Genomic DNA, 16,280 nt, shown 5'->3' with positions numbered 1-16,280 from the left:
GCCCGCGCCCCGCTGACCTGCGGACCGGTACGCCACCAGAGGGGGGCGTGGCCGCCTGTGCGCCACCGCTCCGCTCGCCTGCAAACCGGTAGTGCCCGTCTGAACCCGCTCAGCGGGCTCGTCGGATGGCTGCCTGGAGGAGACCGTGGCAGATGGCGCTGAGGTCCTGGCCGGCGGCTTCCACGGCCATCGGCAGCAGGGAGGTCTCCGTCATCCCGGGGGCGACGTTGACCTCGAGGAAGTGCGGCTGCCCGGTCGCGTCGACGATGAGGTCGGTGCGGGACAGGTCGCGCAGCCCGAGGGCGGTGTGCGCGGTGACGGCCAGTTGGGCGCACGCCTCGGCGACCTCCGGCCGGAGCCGCGCGGGGGCGAAGAACTCGGTGCGCCCGGCCGTGTAACGCGCTGAATAGTCGTACACGCCCTCGTCGGCGACGATCTCCACCGGCGGCAGGGCGGTGGGCCCGTCGCCGAGGTCGACCACCGAGACCGCGACCTCGACCCCCTCGATGTACTGCTCGATGAGCGCGGTGTCGCCGTAGGCGAAGCAGCCCACCATGGCCGCGGGCAGCTCGTCGGCCTTGCGGACGATGGAGCCGCCCAGCGCCGACCCGCCGTGCGACGGCTTGACGAACAGCGGCAGCCCGAGCCGTTCGATGATGCGCCCGAGCACGGCCGAGGCGCCCAGGTCGTGGAAGGTCTCCTTGGGGAGCACGACCGCGTCGGGCGTGCGGACGCCGACCGAGCGGACCATCGTCTTGGCCGTGGGCTTGTCGAAGGCGATGCGGCAGGCCTGCGGCCCGGCGCCGACGTAGGGCAGGTCGAGCAGTTCGAGCACCGACCGGATGGCGCCGTCCTCCCCGCTCCCGCCGTGGAGCGTCACGAAGACCACGTCGGGCGGATCGGCCAGGACGGAGGGCACCAGGCTCGCGTCGGTGTCCCGTGTCTCGACGTCGACCCCGGTCGCACGAAGCACCTCGCTCACGCGGCGGCCCGAGCGCAGCGAGACCTCGCGCTCGTAGGACAGCCCGCCTGCCAGCACCAGCACATGGCCGAGATCGCTCATCAAGGACCTTTCTTACCGCTTGCTCTTTCCAGGGGCAGGCGCCGCCGGGGGAGCCGGCGCCTGCCGCACGTCATCTTCAGGCTAGGTCGGGCCCGGGGGTGTCGACCCCACCGTGGACGGGAGCGGAGCCGGTGCCGAACGTGTCGCGCATGAGCAGTTCCTGCTGGATCACGCCTGCGAGCCTGCGGACGCCCTCGCGGATGCGGTCGGGCTCGGGGTAGCAGTACGACAGGCGCATGTTCCGCGAGCCGGAGCCGTCGGAGTAGAACCCCGTGCCGGGCACGAACGCCACCCGCTCGGCGACGGCGCGGGGCAGGATGGCCTTGGAGTCGAGCCCTTCGGGGAGGGTCATCCAGACGAAGAACCCGCCGGCGGGCCGCGTCCACACGCAGCCGGGGGGCATCAGGGCGTCCATCGCGCCGAGCAGGGCGTCGCGCCGCTCGCGGTACAGCTCGCGGAACGCCTTGATCTGCTCGCGCCACGGCTGGGTCGCCAGGTACTGCCCCACGGCGAGCTGGGAGAAGCTCGAGTGGGACAGGACGGCGGACTCCATGGCCAGCACCAGCTTGTCGCGGACGGCGTGCGGGGCGAGGGCCCAGCCGACGCGGAAGCCGGGGGCCAGGGTCTTGGAGAAGGAGCCGAGGTAGACCACGCCGTCCGGGTCGTCGGCCCGCAACGCCCGCATCGGGTCGCCGTCGAAGCCGAGCAGGCCGTAGGGGTTGTCCTCCACGACGAGCACGTCGGCGCGCCGGCAGATCTCCATGACCTGGCGGCGACGGGACGCGCTGAGCGTGACGCCGGCCGGGTTCTGGAAGTTCGGCACGGTGTAGAGGAACTTGATCCGGCGGCCCTCGCGGCCCAGCGTGTCGATGGCCGCGGCGAGCGCCTCGGGGATGAGCCCCTGGTCGTCCATGGCGATGTGCACCACGGAGGCCTGGTAGGCGGCGAACGTGCCGAGCGCTCCCACGTAGGAGGGCCCTTCGGCGAGGACCACGTCGCCCGGGTCGATGAAGATCCTGGTGATCAGGTCAAGGGCCTGCTGGGAGCCGACGGTGACGACGACGTCGTCCGGGCCGGCCTCGATGCCCTCAAGGCGCATGACCTCGCAGATCTGCTCGCGCAGGTGCGGGTCTCCCTGGCCGGAGCCGTACTGCAGGGCCACGGTGCCGCGGTGGGCCACCAGGTCGGCGACGATCTCGCCGACGGTGTCGAGGGGGAGGGCCGTGACGTACGGCATGCCGCCGGCCAGCGAGACCACCTCGGGCCTCGATGCGACGGCGAAAAGAGCTCGGATCTCGGAGGCCACCATGCCGGTAGCCCGTGCGGCGTACCGATCGATGTAGGCGTCGATGCGCGACCCGTGGGCCGCGGTCCTCCGACCGTGATCCTGCTCTTCCGTCACGGTCCACCTCCTAGGGCATAGCCGAGCTAGGTTCATTGCGGAGTGACCAGCCTACGGCAGGCATCCTCGAAACCCTTCCGTATTTCTTCACTTCACCGGCACTACGGACATTTCTCCTCCGATTTCTGGGGTGGACATTGAGGCCGCGGAGTAGGTCGCCGTGTCGTCGTCCCGCGCACCCCTGGCGCCCTCCGCCGAGGGGCCGGAGGAAACGCGCGCGGCGGTCCGCGGAGCTTTCGCGGCGCCCGGGGACGGCGTCCGCCCTGCTCGGCGTCCCGCGGCGGCGACAGGCCGCGCGGGCCCGGCTCGCAGGACCGGCGTATCCCGCTTTCACTCGGCTACCATGCCACTTTGGAGACGCCGTAAATTCGTGCGCATTTCCGCCCACACTCGCGTCGTCTCGCAACGATTGGGGGCCTCGAGGTGTCGCGTCGGCTGGTGAACGTCACGCTGGACAACCTTGATGATCTGCCGCGCCGCTGCCGACGGTGTGTCTTCTGGGAGCTCGACCCGGTCAGCGGCGAGCGGGCCCAGCTGGCCGGCGATCCGGGGCTGGAGAAGGAGGCGTGGATCTCCGCGACCCTGCTCGAGTGGGGCAGCTGCGGCAAGATCTGCTACGTCGACGGCGTGCCGGCCGGTTTCGTGCTCTACGCGCCCCCGCTCTACGTCCCTCGCTCGGTGGCCTTCCCCACCTCGCCGGTCAGCGCGGACGCCGTCCTGCTGATGACCGCGCACATCATCCCCGAGTTCTCCGGGGGTGGGCTCGGCCGCATGCTGATCCAGGGCGTGGCCAAGGACCTGACGCGGCGCGGCGTCCGGGCGATCGAGGCCTTCGGCGACCTCAAATGGGAACAGCCCGGCTGCGTCATGCCCGCCGATTACCTGCTCGCGGTCGGGTTCAAGACCGTCCGGCCGCATCTGCGCTTCCCGCGGCTGCGACTGGAGCTCAAGACCGCGGCGTCGTGGCGTGAGGACGTCGAGGTGGCACTGGAGCGTCTCCTGGGGTCCATGACTCCTGAACGGGCGCTACGCCCCGTCTGAGGCGATCTGAGCCCCGCGCCGCCCCACGCAACCACGGCTCCCACGCACCCCGGCTCCCACGCACCCCGGCTCCCACGCACCCCGGCTCCCTGCGCACCACCGCTCCCTGCGCACCACCGGCCCGACCGCACCCCCGGGCCCTGCGCACAACAAGAGTCACCGGCATAGACGGACCCCACGGCCGTACGGAGCTTGCGGCACGAACAGAGCCCCCCGCGCCGATGGGCGAGGAGGGCTCTGCTGGGTGGGGTGCCGCCCGGAAGGAAGCGGCGGGGTGGTACGGCTCGCACGGTTGCGGACGGCACGAGCCGCAGGGGCGCCTAGATGACGCCGTCGAGCTCGCGGAGCAGCATGGCCTTCGGCTTGGCGCCGATGATCTGCTTCACGACCTCTCCACCCTTGTAGACGTTCAGCGTCGGGATCTGGAGTACGCCGTAGTCGCGCGGAGTCGCCGGGTTCTCGTCAATGTTGATCTTGACGATGGTCAGCTTGTCGGCGTGCTCGGCGGCGATCTCCTGGAGGACGGGCGCGACCTGGCGGCACGGGGCACACCATTCGGCCCAGAAGTCCACGAGCACCGGCTTGTCGCTCTTGAGCACCTCGGCCTCGAAGGTGGCGTCGGTTACGGACTTGATGTCGCCCACGGTGTTCTCCCCTTAACTGGTGGCGGTGGCGGTTGCGTTGTCCGCGAGCCAGCGTTCGGCGTCGATCGCCGCCGAACAGCCGGTGCCCGCGGCGGTGATGGCCTGGCGGTAGGTGTGGTCGACGACGTCGCCGCAGGCGAAGACGCCGTCCAGGTTGGTCCTGGTGCTCTGCCCCTCGACCTTGATGTAGCCCTCGTCGTCCAGTTTGAGCTGGTCCTTGAACAGGGCGCTGCGCGGGTCGTGCCCGATGGCGACGAACAGGCCGCCGACGGCCAGCTCGGTCTGCTCGCCGGTGTTCACGTTGCGGACGACGACGCCGCTGACCCGGTTCTCGCCGATGATGTCGACGACCTGGCTGTCCCAGAGGAAGCGGATCTTCTCGTTCGCGAAGGCGCGGTCCTGCATGATCTTGCTGGCGCGCAGCTCGGAACGGCGGTGGATCACCGTGACCGTCCGGGCGAACCGGCTGAGGAAGGTGGCCTCCTCCATGGCGGTGTCGCCGCCGCCCACGACCACGATGTCCTGGTCGCGGAAGAAGAAGCCGTCACAGGTGGCACACCAGGAGACGCCGCGCCCGGACAGCCGCTTCTCGTTGGGCAGGCCCAGCTCGCGGTAGCCCGAACCGGTGGCGACGATGACGGTCTTGGCCAGGTAGGTCTCGGTGGGCGTCTTGACCACCTTGGGCGTCTGGGTCAGATCGACCTCGACGACGTCGTCCGCGACCAGCTCGGCGCCGAAGCGCTCGGCCTGCTTGCGGAAGTTGTCCATCAGGTCCGGGCCGAGGATGCCGTCCGGGAAGCCCGGGAAGTTCTCCACCTCGGTGGTGTTCATGAGCGCGCCACCAGCGGTGACCGAGCCCTCGAACACGAGGGGGTTGAGATCCGCGCGTGCCGCGTAGACCGCGGCCGTGTAGCCGGCCGGGCCCGACCCGATGATGATGACGTTACGGACGTCGCTCACGCCTCTCGCCTTTCTGCGCATGGTGGTCCCGGCGCGTCGCCGGTGTGCGTCGCCGCACGCTGCCCGGCTCTGGTTACCCGTTGGTGGATGCAGTGGCGTCAACAGATCCTAGGCGTCCGGGATTCCCGTCCCAGGAAAGCCGCGCCTTCCACAAGAAGAAGTCCTCCGCGGAACCCGCGGAGGACTTCTTACGACTCCGGATCACGAGCAGGCGGGCGCCCGCTCGCGAGCGGCCCTACTGCCAGCGGCTCACTGACGGTGGCCGCATGTTGCGGCAGTTGTCGTCCACGACGTACACCCAGACGGCGTTGTGCAGGCGGTTCTTCCAGAAGGCCATCACCGTGGCTTCGCTGCCCTCATAGAAGGCCTGGTCGACGCCGATCGGGTTGGGATTCTTGCGCAGGCCGAGCTGGTCGCCCACCTGCTCGGAGATGCGGGTGATGCACCGCATCACCGCAGGATCGCTCGACTCGTCGCCGGTCGAGCCGGGGCCGTAGGCGCCGACGTAGGTGTTCAGCGGCCCCCTGAGCACCGTGTCGGAGTAGTTGAAGTCGCTGCTGGCGATCACGTACTTCCGGCCGGGATGGGCCGGGCCCGTGGTCGGGACGTCCTTCGACGGCTCCGCGCCCGGTGCGGTGGTCGTGGGAACCGGCAGGGCGTAGGAGTCCTTCCCGGCCCCTCCCTCGGTGCCCGTGGCCGACAGCAGGCCCGCCGACACCCCGGCGACGCCGATGACGACCGCGGCCGCCGCGCTCGCCACCGCGGGCAGTTGCCAGGAACGCCGCCGGGACGCCTTGCGGCGCCTGGCGGGGACTACCGTGCCGTCGTCGGCCACGACGCCGAGGCGCACGACCTCCTGCGGCTCTGGAACCTCCGGCGCCGAGGGCCTTGGCGGCTCCTCCACGGCGGCCACCGCGGGCACGGCCCGCAACGGCGGTTCGCCGACCGTCAAGGGCGGCTCCGGCGCGGTCTCCCATGGGGAATCCGGCATGGCCTCCCAGGGGGAGTCGGCCATGATGCGATCCCAGTCGGGCGCCTCGTCGAGCTTGAGCCCGCCACCGGACCGCCTGGTCTCGGCTTCGGCGCCTAGTGCCTTGTCGATGCGGAGCGCGACGCCCATGGGCATCGCGGGCACCGGCACTCCCGCGAGCATTTCGCGGACCGCCGCCAGGTCGGCGAGGCTCTCCCCACAGGGATCGCATACCGCGAGATGCTCGCGGACCCGCGCGGCCGTGGCGCCGTCGAGAAGACCCTCTGCAAGCTCTGCGAGGATCTCCATATCGTAGTGCGTATCACCCGTCACGAAGTTCTGCTCCCTTCGCGGATGAGACGCGGGTTAGGTCCGATCGGTTCCGCAGATGGGAAAGAATCGGGGCAAGTTTGGCACGGCCCCGCGCGCAGCGGCTCTTGACGGTGCCGGTCGGCACGCCCAGCACCTGGGCGGCGTCATCGACCGAGTACCCCATCATGTCGACCAGCACCAGCGCCGCGCGCTGGTCGGCCGGCAGGAGCTTGAGCGCGGCCGTGACCTCCATGGAGACGTCGCGATCACCTGTCTGGTCGGGCATCGGAGTGTCCCGCTCGGCCGCCTCGACGAGCTCGTCGTCGGCGACCGGCCGGATGGACTTGCGGCGCATGCGGTCGAGGCAGGCGTTCACGACGATGCGGTGGAGCCAGGTGGTCACGGCCGCTTCGCCGCGGAAGCTGTCGGCCTTGCGGTAGGCGGAGACGAAGGCGTCCTGCACGGCGTCGGCGGCCTCGTCGGGGTCACCGAGCGTACGCAGGGCGACCGCCCACATGCGGTCGCGATGGCGCCGGACGATCTCGCTGAAGGCGTGTGGATCGCCGCCGATATGGCTCGTCAGCAGGTCGGCGTCGGACAACGCGGACCGTGCGGCGTGCTGAGTAGCCGCCGGCGGGCTATCGGGAGGAGGGTTCACAACGCGTGTCCTGTTATGCCGATCCGGGAGAGTGCACCACTACGTCATAGATGGTGCCACGAAACTTCCCCTCAAAGGCCGGAAGGCGCGTAAACCAGATCAAAACGTACCGGCCGGTGGCCGCCTTCTCCGGTGTGAGGGTCACCGTGCCGGAGACGTTCTCCTGCTTGGCGGCTGTTTTCAACGCCCCGAGGTCGGCCGAGTCGCCCACCCGCAGCTCGATGCTGGACCCGGGCGTGTCGCCCAGTGAGACGACCACATCGGCGATCGGCGTCGGCTTGCCCAGCTCGACGAGGAGGCCGACGCCCTTCTTCAGCCCGCCGAGGTCGGCGCTGTTGTACTTGTCGGTGTGCCACTCGGTCGACGGTTTGCCGTCGATGGCCAGAGGGGCCCACTCGGGATGCTCGGAACGGTCGCTGCCCAGCGGGTCGAACCCGTTCGCGCTCGCCGGCCGCACCGTTGTGATCTTAGGCTGGGACGCCTGCGAGGGAGAGGCGGACGCGGAGGGCGCCAGAGGGCGCTTGCCGAGGCTCTGCCCCAAGGTCCACGCGCCGACGCCGACGGCCACGATGACCAGCAGGACCACGACCGTGATCACGACGCGCCCCGCGACCCCGCCGGAGCGGCGGGGCATGGGTGCCATGGGCGGGCGCTGGTGGGCGGTGGTGTGCGACTGGCGGGGCGGCTCGGTGTCGGGCGGGGCCTCCGAGCGCAGGGTCACCGCGGGAGGCGTCGACGAGACCGGCACGGGCGCGGGCCGCGGCACCTCGGCGAGCGCCTCGGCCACCTGGGCCGGGGTCGCCAGCGCGGGCAGCCCCCGCCGCGGCTCCTGCATCAGGGCGCGGCAGGTGATCGCGTCGAGGAAGCCGGGGACGCCGGCCGTGACCTGGCGCGGCGTGCAGACCTTGCCGTCGTCCATCGGCGCGGGCGGCAGGTCGACGTCGCCGTCACCCGGCCAGGTTCCCGTCAGCGCGGTGTACAGCAGGCGGCCGAGCCCCTGGGCGTCCTCGCGGGCGGCGCTGTCGCTCTCGATGTCGCTGAGGGAGGCGTCGACGGCCAGTCCGAGCAGCTTGACCGTGCTGCCGGCCGTCCAGATGAGGCGGTCGGGGGTCAGGCACAGGTGGGCCAGGCCCGACTCGTGGGCGTGCGCGACCGCCTCGGCGGCCTCGGCCACCAGCGCGGCGGCCCGCTCGGGCGCCATGGGCCCGGAGGACACCATGTCGGTCAGGGACTCGCCGGTGACCCACTCGCTCACCACGTACGCCTGGCCGTTCTCCTCGGCGGCGTCGAAGACCTGCGTCAGCCGGGGGTCGGTCAGGCGGCTGGCCCTGCGGGCCGCGGTGACGACCTCGGACACGCGGTCGAAGTCGGGGTCCAGCGTGAGGACGCAGACGGGCCGCGCGAGCACCTCGTCGATGGCCTTCCACAACGTGGCGCCACCCGACTCGCTGACGCGGTCTTCCAGGCGGAACCGGTCGGCCAGTCGGCCGCCGGGCTCCACGGCCGGGGCGCTCATGAGGTGATCCTCTCCCTGGTCGCGGGCGATGTCCGTGCGAATGCCCCCACGCCCCTCCTGCTCCTCGTCAGCCGGCGGCGCACGATCGTCACGGTGCGCCGGGCACCATCGTAGTCCGGCGCGGGTCTCGTCCGTGTTGCCCTTTGAACACGGGCGAACCGGACTTCCGGGTTACCTATGACTAGCGGCCTACCCGCCCCGCCACAAGTCCAATGATCGAGCTGATCTCGGCGATGCGCATGCGATGCGACGTCACCAGGTAGAGCGCCCCGCCGAGCCCACCCCCCGCCACCAGCATGATGGCCGAGCTGAGCGGCGTGACGCCGGCGAACTCCGTGATCGCCCACAACGCGGCCAGCGCGACGACCGCCGCGGGGATGGCGGCGGTGTACATCCGCGAGAGCCCGGAGGCGACGAGGCGCCCGCCCAGCCCGCCGCCGACCTTCCGGCTCGCGAGCGTCCAGGCGACCGTCCCGCCGACCACGTACGCCGCGGTGAAGGAGGCGGCGAGCCCCATGACGATCAGCCGCGGCGGCAGCGTGAGGTACAGGATGTAGCTCACCGTCGCGTTGACCGCCAGGTTGCCGGCGGCGACGAGCGCCGGGGTGCGGGTGTCGCCGAAGCTGTAGAACACCCGCAGCAGCAGCTGGTAGATCGAGAACGGCACCAGCGCGAGCCCGAAGACCTGCAGAACGTTGCCCATGTTCACCGCGTCGTCGACCGAGGTGCTGCCGTGCCCGAAGATCAGCACCGTCACCGCCGGGCCGAGGACCATCAGCAGCAGCCCGCACGGCACGATCACGCACGACACCAGGCGCACGCCGGAGGCGAACTCCTCGCGGATGGCGCCGTACTCGCCCTCGTGCACGTACCGGCTCATACGCGGGAGCATCGCGGTGATCACCGAGACCGCGATGATGCCGTAGGGCAGCTGGAAGAGCTGGAAGGCGTAGCTGTAGGAGGCGATGCCGGCGACGTGCTCTTTCCCTGCCTTGGCCGTGGCGCCGGTGGCCAGGTTGGTCGTGACGATGTAGGAGACCTGGTTGAGCAGGACGAACGCGAGCGTCCACACGCCGGCCCGGCCCATCTCGCCCAGCCTGGCGTTGCGCAGGTCGAACCGGGGCACGAACCTGAACCCGGCGCGGTGCACCGAGATCACCAGGACGATCGACTGGATGACGATGCCCGCCGTGGTGCCGAGCCCGAGAAGGGCCAGGTCGGAGCCGGTCACCGCGTGGAGGTTCCCGCCCGCGCGGCTCACGAAGTGGTAGAGCAGGCCGACCCCGATGACCACGACGTTGTTCAGCACGGGCGCCCACATGGGCGCCGCGAACCGGTCGCGGGTGTTCAGGATGGCGCCGGCGATCGCGCCGATGCCGAAGAAGGCGATCTGCGGCAGGATGTAGCGCGCCAGCGTGGTGGCGACCTCGGCGTCGAGCGGCGGCAGGTCGGTGGTCAGCAGCTCGATCAGCAGCGGCGCGCACAGCACGCCCACCACCGCGATCACGACCAGGGCGAGCGTGGCCACGGTCATCAGCCGCTGCTCGTAGGCGCGCCCGCCGTCGGCGTCGTGCTTCTGCGCCTTGACGATCATAGGGACGATGACGCTGCTGAGCACGCCGCCGATGAGCAGGTCGAACAGGATGAACGGGATCGTGTACGCGATGTTGTAGGCGTCGCCCAGGGCGGCGACGCCGATGGCCGAGGCGAGCACCGCCGTGCGCACGAAGCCGGTCAGGCGGGACACCATGGTGCCCGCGGCCATGATCGCGCTGGCGCGCAACATCCGGCTCATGAAGGCCCCTCTCGCTGCTGTGCCGGTTCGGGTACGGATTGGGGCCGGCCGCGTATGGCGCCCCGCGTCCTGGCCGCCTTGCGTGAGCGGCGCCGCAGGACGCGCAGCAGCACTGCGGCGAGCATCACGGCCACGGCCGCGCCCACGATCACCAGCGCGATGGCGGCGTACCCCGTGGTGCGCACCGAGACCTCGACCGGAGCGCCGTAGCGGATGCCGTCGGCGGTGGTGAGCTGCACCTTCACCGTCGTGTCGCCGCCGTTGCCGTTGACGGTCATCGGGATGTCGATCGGCCGCGTCTTGCCGGGACTGATCGTCACCGGCGACTCGTAGGCGCCGATGGTGAGCAGCTTGCGGTCACCGGAGGTGATCCGCACGCCGACGGTGACCTCCTGGTCGCCGAGGTCGTTGCGGATGCTGATCGGCACGGTGCCGTTCTTACCGGCGAGCGTGCGCCCTTCCCGGCCGGTGATCGAGACGGCGTCGGTGCGGGTGGTCACGGCCGCGTCGAGTTGCTTGAGCAACGGCGCGGCCGCGCCGGCGCGGCCGCGCCAGGCCGTCGAGGCGGCGCGGAGCACGGCGGTGTCGAAGACCCTGCGGTGGTCGGCGCTTACCGTGGCGGTCAGCTCGGCCCGCCTGCTGATCTTCCTGACCGCGCTGATGTAGGCCAGGCTCAGCTCGGCCTGGCGGTCCTTGTCGGTGTAGACGAGGTCGGTGCGGGGGATCGCGGTGTCGGCCGAGGGCTTCACCGAGCCCAGGGAGACGGGCTTGAGCCAGGGCGCCGAGGACGCCGTCTTGAGCAGCGCCGTGACGAAAGCCGGGTCGGGGTTCCACCGGCGCGGCGGCGCCGCGACGACCGCGCGCGACTCGGTGGAGCGCTCGGCGCTGATCATCGCGGTCTCGGCGAGGAAGCGCTGGGTGGTGAGGGCCGTCACGCCCGGCCCGGAGGTGCCGGTCGTCGCGACCAGCTCGCTCAGCACGGGGTCGGCCAGCAGCACGCGCACCGGCCGCTTGACGGTGTCCACCGTGGCGGCGGAGTTGGGGGTGTAGATGACGGGGGTGCTCGGGGGGAGCGCCGAGGCGTTCAGCAGCACCGTGCGCACGTCGCCGACGGCCAGGACGTCCAGCGCGTCGCGGTCGATCACCCCGGCCGCCGGCCAGTTCACGGCGGTGGTGACGTCCTTGCCGAGCGCCTCGGTGGCGACGGCGGCGCCCTGCTTGAGCGCGGTGCCGGTGACGGTGTCCATTCCGTGGTGGTTGACCGCGGTGATGTCCGGATCGGCGTAGGGAAGGGCGGACACGGGGACGTCCTGCAAGGCGGTGCGCAGCCGCTGGAGCCATTGCGATGTGGTCTGGTCGCCCGGCCGGCTCTCGGCCTTGTCGCCGGACTTGAGGGTGTACCCCTTGGCCATGGCCTGGGCGTCGTCGAGCACCGCCGGGTCGACGAACCAGGTCACGCCCTTGGCGGAGGTCTCGGCCAGCTTGAGGAGCTTGCCCAGGCGGCCGTCGTCGGCCACGGCGTCGTGCAGGGCGTCGTCCACGAAGGTGGCGTCGTCGCCGCGGTGCGGCTGGTCGGCGAGGGGGAGCGCCCAGGAGATCTTCGTGCGGGCGACCTGCTGGCCGGCGGGGGCGTAGGGCAGGAACGTGCGCTGCGCGGCGAGCGGCCGCCCGGCCGCGTCGATGATCTGGATGGTGAGGGGATAGACGCCGAAGCGGAATATGCCGAGCTTCGCCGGGGTGGTGGCGAACTCGAAGGGGACCTTCTGTGAGGCCACCAGCTGGCCGACCACCAGGGACTCGCGGGTGGAGTCCAGCATGGGGCCGCCGTCGGCGAATGCCTGCATCTCGGCGCGGGTGGCGAACGGCTGGCGGGAGAAGCGCAGTTGGAGCGTGAGGGAGTTGAGGGTGGTGCCGCCGGTGTTGGCGACGGCCCCGGAGATCTTCAGTTCGGTGGTGGAATCGCGGGGCGCCTGGGGCGTGATCGAGTTGACCACGATCTGGGTCTCCTGCCGGCCCGACGTCGAGGCGTGAGCCTGGCGGACCCGGGCCGTGGTCTGCGCGTCGGCCGCAAGGCCCCGGGGCGCGGTTCCGGCGTGGGCGGGGCGTGCCTGCGCGGCGGCGACCTGTGCGGCTCCCGCCCCGGCCGGACCGGCCGAGGCACCGGCGACGGCCGCCGGCGTGAGGAACGCGGCGGTCAGCGCGACGATCAGGGCGGCTCCGCGGGTCACGTGCCGGCCAGGGGTGGAGTTGGGCGCACGCCCAGAATGGTATGGCCTAAAGCAGAGCGGGCGGCGATTCGCAGCGAGGGGCGCCCCTCACCGGCCGCACCTCGCGCGTGCCCGGCATGCGCACCGTCCTGTGCCGGGGGGACTCCAGGTCGACGTGCTTGCCGCGGGTGAGAGACAGCAGGTCAAGAACCCTCAGACGCAGTGCCGTGCGCCGTTCGCCGGTCGGGGTGTAGACCAGGGCGTCGGGGTCGCCGTGCTCGGCCAGGCGCTCGTCGATCAGCACGGTGAGGTCGTCCGGAAGCAGCAGGGGTGACACGCTTGTGGCGGCGTAGTCGGTGGCGGAGTTCACCAGGAAGGCGGGCGCGGGACGCACCCGGCGGGCGCCGAGCAGGGCCCCGACGGCTCCCGGCCGCGGAGGCGAGGCGACCGTGGTGACCACGGCCACGGGCTCGCGCTGGTTACGGGTGGTGACCTCGTAGACCGTTACCCGAATGCACGAAGCGGGCTCGACGTGGAGAATGGCGGGGAGGTCGTCGGCGCATGTCAAGGCGCGGGGAAGCCGTACGATCTCATGGTGGATCTGGTGGGACAGGAGCCGGCGGTGGATCGCGAGGGCGTCTTTCATCTCTCGTGCTCCTTGTCTTGTCCGGGTGCCCCCGACAGACCTACGACCGACCGTAACCTGGTGATCGCTCGGGGTGTATCCCCGGGTGGGTTACACCAGGGCTAGCTCGGAGATCTGCTTCCGTAACCGAAGGACCTACCCAGCTTGTCCGTCTCAAATCTGAGCGTTAGTCAGCAGAGGGCCGTGATCGACCTGTTTCGGCGGATCGCCCCGATCGCCGATGAGCTCGGCGACCTGTTCGCCGCGCACCGGCACGAGCTCGCCGTCGTCGGCGGCTCGGTTCGCGACGTCTTCCTCGGCCGCATCGGCAACGACCTCGACCTGACCACCGACGCGCGCCCAGAGCGGGTGCTGGAAATCGTCAAAGACTGGGCCGACTCCATCTGGACCATCGGCATCGACTTCGGCACGGTCGGCGTCCGCAAGGGCGCCTGGGTCCTGGAGATCACGACCTACCGCAGCGAGTCCTACGACCCCAAGTCGCGCAAGCCCGAGGTCGTCTACGGCGACACCCTCGAAGCCGACCTCGAGCGCCGTGACTTCGCGGTCAACGCCATGGCCGTGCGGCTCCCCGGGCACGAGTTCGTCGACCCGTACGGCGGCCTGTCCGACCTGTCCGCCAAGGTGATGCGCACCCCGGGCACGCCCGAGCAGTCCTTCGACGACGATCCGCTGAGGATGCTCAGGGCCGCCCGCTTCGCCTCCCAGCTCGGCTTCACCGTCGACCCCGCCGTGGTCGCCGCCATGACCTCGATGGCCGACCGCATCGAGATCGTGTCCGCCGAGCGCATCCGCGACGAGCTCGACAAGCTGCTCTGCGGCGACGACCCGCGATCCGGCCTCGGGCTCCTGGTCGACACCGGCCTGGCCGCCCACGTCCTGCCCGAGCTGCCCAAGCTGCGGCTCGAGATCGACGAGCACCACCGCCACAAGGACGTCTACGAGCACACCCTCATCGTCCTCGAGCAGGCCATCGCCCTGGAGACCGCCGGGCCCGACCGCGTCCTGCGGTGGGCGGCCCTGCTGCACGACATCGGCAAGCCCAAGACGCGGCGGTACGAGGAGGCCGGGCGGGTCTCCTTCCACCACCACGAGGTCGTCGGCGCGCAGATGGCCAAGAAGCGCCTCGGCGAGCTGCGCTTCCCCAAGGACGTCGTCGCCGACGTCGCCCAACTGGTCGAACTGCACCTGCGCTTCCACGGCTACGGCACCGGCGAGTGGACCGACTCCGCCGTGCGCCGGTACGTCCGCGACGCCGGACACCTGCTGGAGCGGCTGCACAAGCTCACCCGCGCCGACTGCACCACCCGCAACAAGCGCAAGGCGCAAGCCCTGTCGCGCACCTACGACGACCTGGAAGTGCGCATAGCCCGCCTCGCCGACGAGGAGGAGCTGGCCAAGATGCGGCCCGAGCTGGACGGCAACGAGATCCAGCAGGTCCTCGGCGTCGGCCCGGGCCCTGTGGTCGGCAAGGCGTACAAGTTCCTGCTGGACATGCGCCTCGACCAGGGGATCGTCGGCAAGGACGCCGCCCGCGAAGCCCTCCTGGCCTGGGCCCGCGACCAGGACCTCCTCCCCGGCTCCGCCTGACCGCCCTGGGAGGGCCTGGCCGTTGCCCGCCGGCCCCGGTGGACGGTTGAGGGGCGGAGGCGGGCCCGGACTAGGGTGGCGGGATGGACGCCGAGAAGCTGCGCGAGCTCGACCGCAGGCACCTGTGGCACCCGTACACCGCCGCGGCCGCGGCGGTGGCGGCGCACCCGGTGACCAGGGCCGAGGGCGTCCGGCTGACGCTCGCCGACGGCCGTGAGCTCATCGACGGGATGTCCTCCTGGTGGTCGGCGATCCACGGGTACGGGCACCCTCGGCTGGACGCGGCGGTACGCGACCAGCTCGGCGATATGGCGCATGTGATGTTCGGCGGCCTCACCCACGAGCCGGCCGTCCGCCTGGCGCGGCGCCTGGCCGAGATGACCGGCCTCCCCAAGGTCTTCCTCGCCGACTCCGGGTCGGTGGCCGTCGAGGTCGCGATCAAGATGGCCGTGCAGGCCACCGGTAAGGGCCGCCTGCTCACCGTGAGGGGCGGGTACCACGGCGACACCTTCGGGGCGATGTCGGTCTGCGATCCGGTGAACGGCATGCACCACTTGTTCGGCGGCGTCCTTCCCGCCCACGTCTTCGCCGATCGTCCCCCCGCCGACTACGGCCTGCGCCCCGGAGCCCCCTCGACCTCGGCGCCTCGCCGCCCGCCGGCCGGGCCGGCGGTCTCCGGCGGATCGTCGGAGCCGGCACCCCCCGGCGGCTCGGCTGAACCGGTTATCCCCGACGAGGCATATCTTCGCCATCTCGACGTGATGGTCGCACGGCACGCCGGTGAGCTGGCGGCGATCATCGTCGAGCCGGTGGTGCAGGGCGCGGGCGGCATGCGGTTCTACCATCCCGCCTACCTGCGCAGGCTGCGGGAACTGGCCGACGAGCACGGCATCCTGCTCATCGCCGACGAGATCGCGACCGCCTTCGGGCGCACGGGCGAGATGTTCGGCTGCGACCACGCGGGCGTCCGGCCGGACATCATGTGCGTGGGCAAGGCCCTGACCGGCGGCTACCTGACCATGGCCGCCGCCCTGTGCACCGAGGAGGTGGCCGAGCGCATCGGGGTGCTCATGCACGGTCCGACCTTCATGGCCAACCCCCTGGCCGCGGCGGTCGCCGACGCCTCCCTCACCCTGCTGGGCGAACGGCCCTGGCAGGAGGAGGTCAAGCGCATCGAGGCCGCGCTCGCCGAGGGCCTGGCCCCCGCCGTGGGCGCTCCCGGCGTCCGGGACGTCCGCGTCCTGGGGGCGATCGGCGTGGTCGAGACGGCCGAGCCGGTGGAGGTGGAGAAGATGCAGAATGTCGTGATGGCGCACGGCGTCTGGCTGCGCCCCTTCGGCCGCCTCCTCTACACCATGCCGCCCTACTGCACCGGCCCCGGCGACCTCGCCGCGATCACAGGGGCGATGACGGCCGCCGTGGCCACGCTGAGTCCCTGATCCACGCTCGGCCGCCCGTGAAGATCGGGGTCGGAGC

At 71.2% G+C, this 16,280-nt stretch carries 13 protein-coding genes; 3 read left to right on the top strand and 10 right to left on the bottom strand.

All coding sequences use genetic code 11. The features are described from left to right. Positions 1–109: 109 nt before the first annotated feature. A complete protein-coding gene (locus tag ACWEN6_RS20115) occupies positions 110–1,063 on the bottom strand; it encodes a D-alanine--D-alanine ligase family protein (RefSeq protein ID WP_380831083.1) in 954 nt (317 codons plus the stop codon). Positions 1,064–1,139: 76 nt separating this feature from the next. Beyond that, complete coding sequence (locus ACWEN6_RS20110) at positions 1,140–2,501, bottom strand: aminotransferase-like domain-containing protein (protein WP_452571719.1); 1,362 nt, start codon at positions 2,499–2,501, stop codon at positions 1,140–1,142. A gap of 402 nt (positions 2,502–2,903) precedes the next feature. Between ACWEN6_RS20110 and ACWEN6_RS20105 the strand changes: the two genes are divergently transcribed. Further along, entirely contained in the window at positions 2,904–3,506 is a 603-nt protein-coding gene (locus tag ACWEN6_RS20105; RefSeq protein WP_452571717.1) for a GNAT family N-acetyltransferase, read from the top strand. A gap of 320 nt (positions 3,507–3,826) precedes the next feature. Here ACWEN6_RS20105 and trxA read toward each other — a convergent pair whose 3' ends face one another. The 8 genes from trxA to ACWEN6_RS20065 all read right to left on the bottom strand — a co-directional run bounded on the left by trxA (position 3,827) and on the right by ACWEN6_RS20065 (position 13,214). Further along, positions 3,827–4,150 carry a thioredoxin gene (gene trxA / locus ACWEN6_RS20100; protein WP_354852124.1) on the bottom strand — a complete coding sequence of 108 codons (324 nt, stop codon included), beginning with the start codon at positions 4,148–4,150 and terminating at the stop codon, positions 3,827–3,829. 12 nt (positions 4,151–4,162) lie between these two features. Beyond that, complete coding sequence (trxB, locus tag ACWEN6_RS20095) at positions 4,163–5,110, bottom strand: thioredoxin-disulfide reductase (RefSeq protein WP_452571715.1); 948 nt, start codon at positions 5,108–5,110, stop codon at positions 4,163–4,165. A gap of 235 nt (positions 5,111–5,345) precedes the next feature. Then, positions 5,346–6,389: a zf-HC2 domain-containing protein gene (locus ACWEN6_RS20090; protein WP_452571713.1), complete on the bottom strand. Its 1,044-nt coding sequence runs from the start codon at positions 6,387–6,389 to the stop codon at positions 5,346–5,348. A 13-nt stretch (positions 6,390–6,402) separates the two neighbouring features. Further along, positions 6,403–7,050 (bottom strand): RNA polymerase sigma factor SigM, encoded by a 648-nt coding sequence (sigM, locus tag ACWEN6_RS20085; protein WP_452571711.1) that lies wholly within the window; start codon positions 7,048–7,050, stop codon positions 6,403–6,405. A 13-nt stretch (positions 7,051–7,063) separates the two neighbouring features. After that, positions 7,064–8,566, bottom strand: a complete 1,503-nt coding sequence (locus tag ACWEN6_RS20080; RefSeq protein WP_452571709.1) for a protein kinase family protein — start codon at positions 8,564–8,566, stop codon at positions 7,064–7,066. A 181-nt stretch (positions 8,567–8,747) separates the two neighbouring features. Then, positions 8,748–10,361 (bottom strand): murein biosynthesis integral membrane protein MurJ, encoded by a 1,614-nt coding sequence (gene murJ / locus ACWEN6_RS20075; protein ID WP_452571707.1) that lies wholly within the window; start codon positions 10,359–10,361, stop codon positions 8,748–8,750. Beyond that, positions 10,358–12,589, bottom strand: coding sequence for a DUF6049 family protein (locus ACWEN6_RS20070; protein WP_452571705.1), 2,232 nt, complete (start codon positions 12,587–12,589; stop codon positions 10,358–10,360). The genes murJ and ACWEN6_RS20070 overlap by 4 nt, the downstream gene beginning before the upstream one ends. Before the next feature lie 46 nt (positions 12,590–12,635). Next, positions 12,636–13,214, bottom strand: coding sequence for an aminoacyl-tRNA deacylase (locus ACWEN6_RS20065; protein ID WP_452571703.1), 579 nt, complete (start codon positions 13,212–13,214; stop codon positions 12,636–12,638). 144 nt (positions 13,215–13,358) lie between these two features. On the opposite strand from ACWEN6_RS20065, the gene ACWEN6_RS20060 reads away from it, so the two are divergent. Next, positions 13,359–14,804 (top strand): CCA tRNA nucleotidyltransferase, encoded by a 1,446-nt coding sequence (locus tag ACWEN6_RS20060; RefSeq protein ID WP_452571701.1) that lies wholly within the window; start codon positions 13,359–13,361, stop codon positions 14,802–14,804. Between the two features lie 83 nt (positions 14,805–14,887). Continuing rightward, complete coding sequence (locus ACWEN6_RS20055; protein ID WP_452571699.1) at positions 14,888–16,243, top strand: aminotransferase class III-fold pyridoxal phosphate-dependent enzyme; 1,356 nt, start codon at positions 14,888–14,890, stop codon at positions 16,241–16,243. Positions 16,244–16,280: the final 37 nt, after the last annotated feature.

This window comes from Sphaerisporangium sp. NPDC004334 (genome assembly GCF_053602655.1).
Note: the sequence above shows the minus strand (reverse complement) of the source record. Positions and strands in the feature narration are given on the sequence as shown.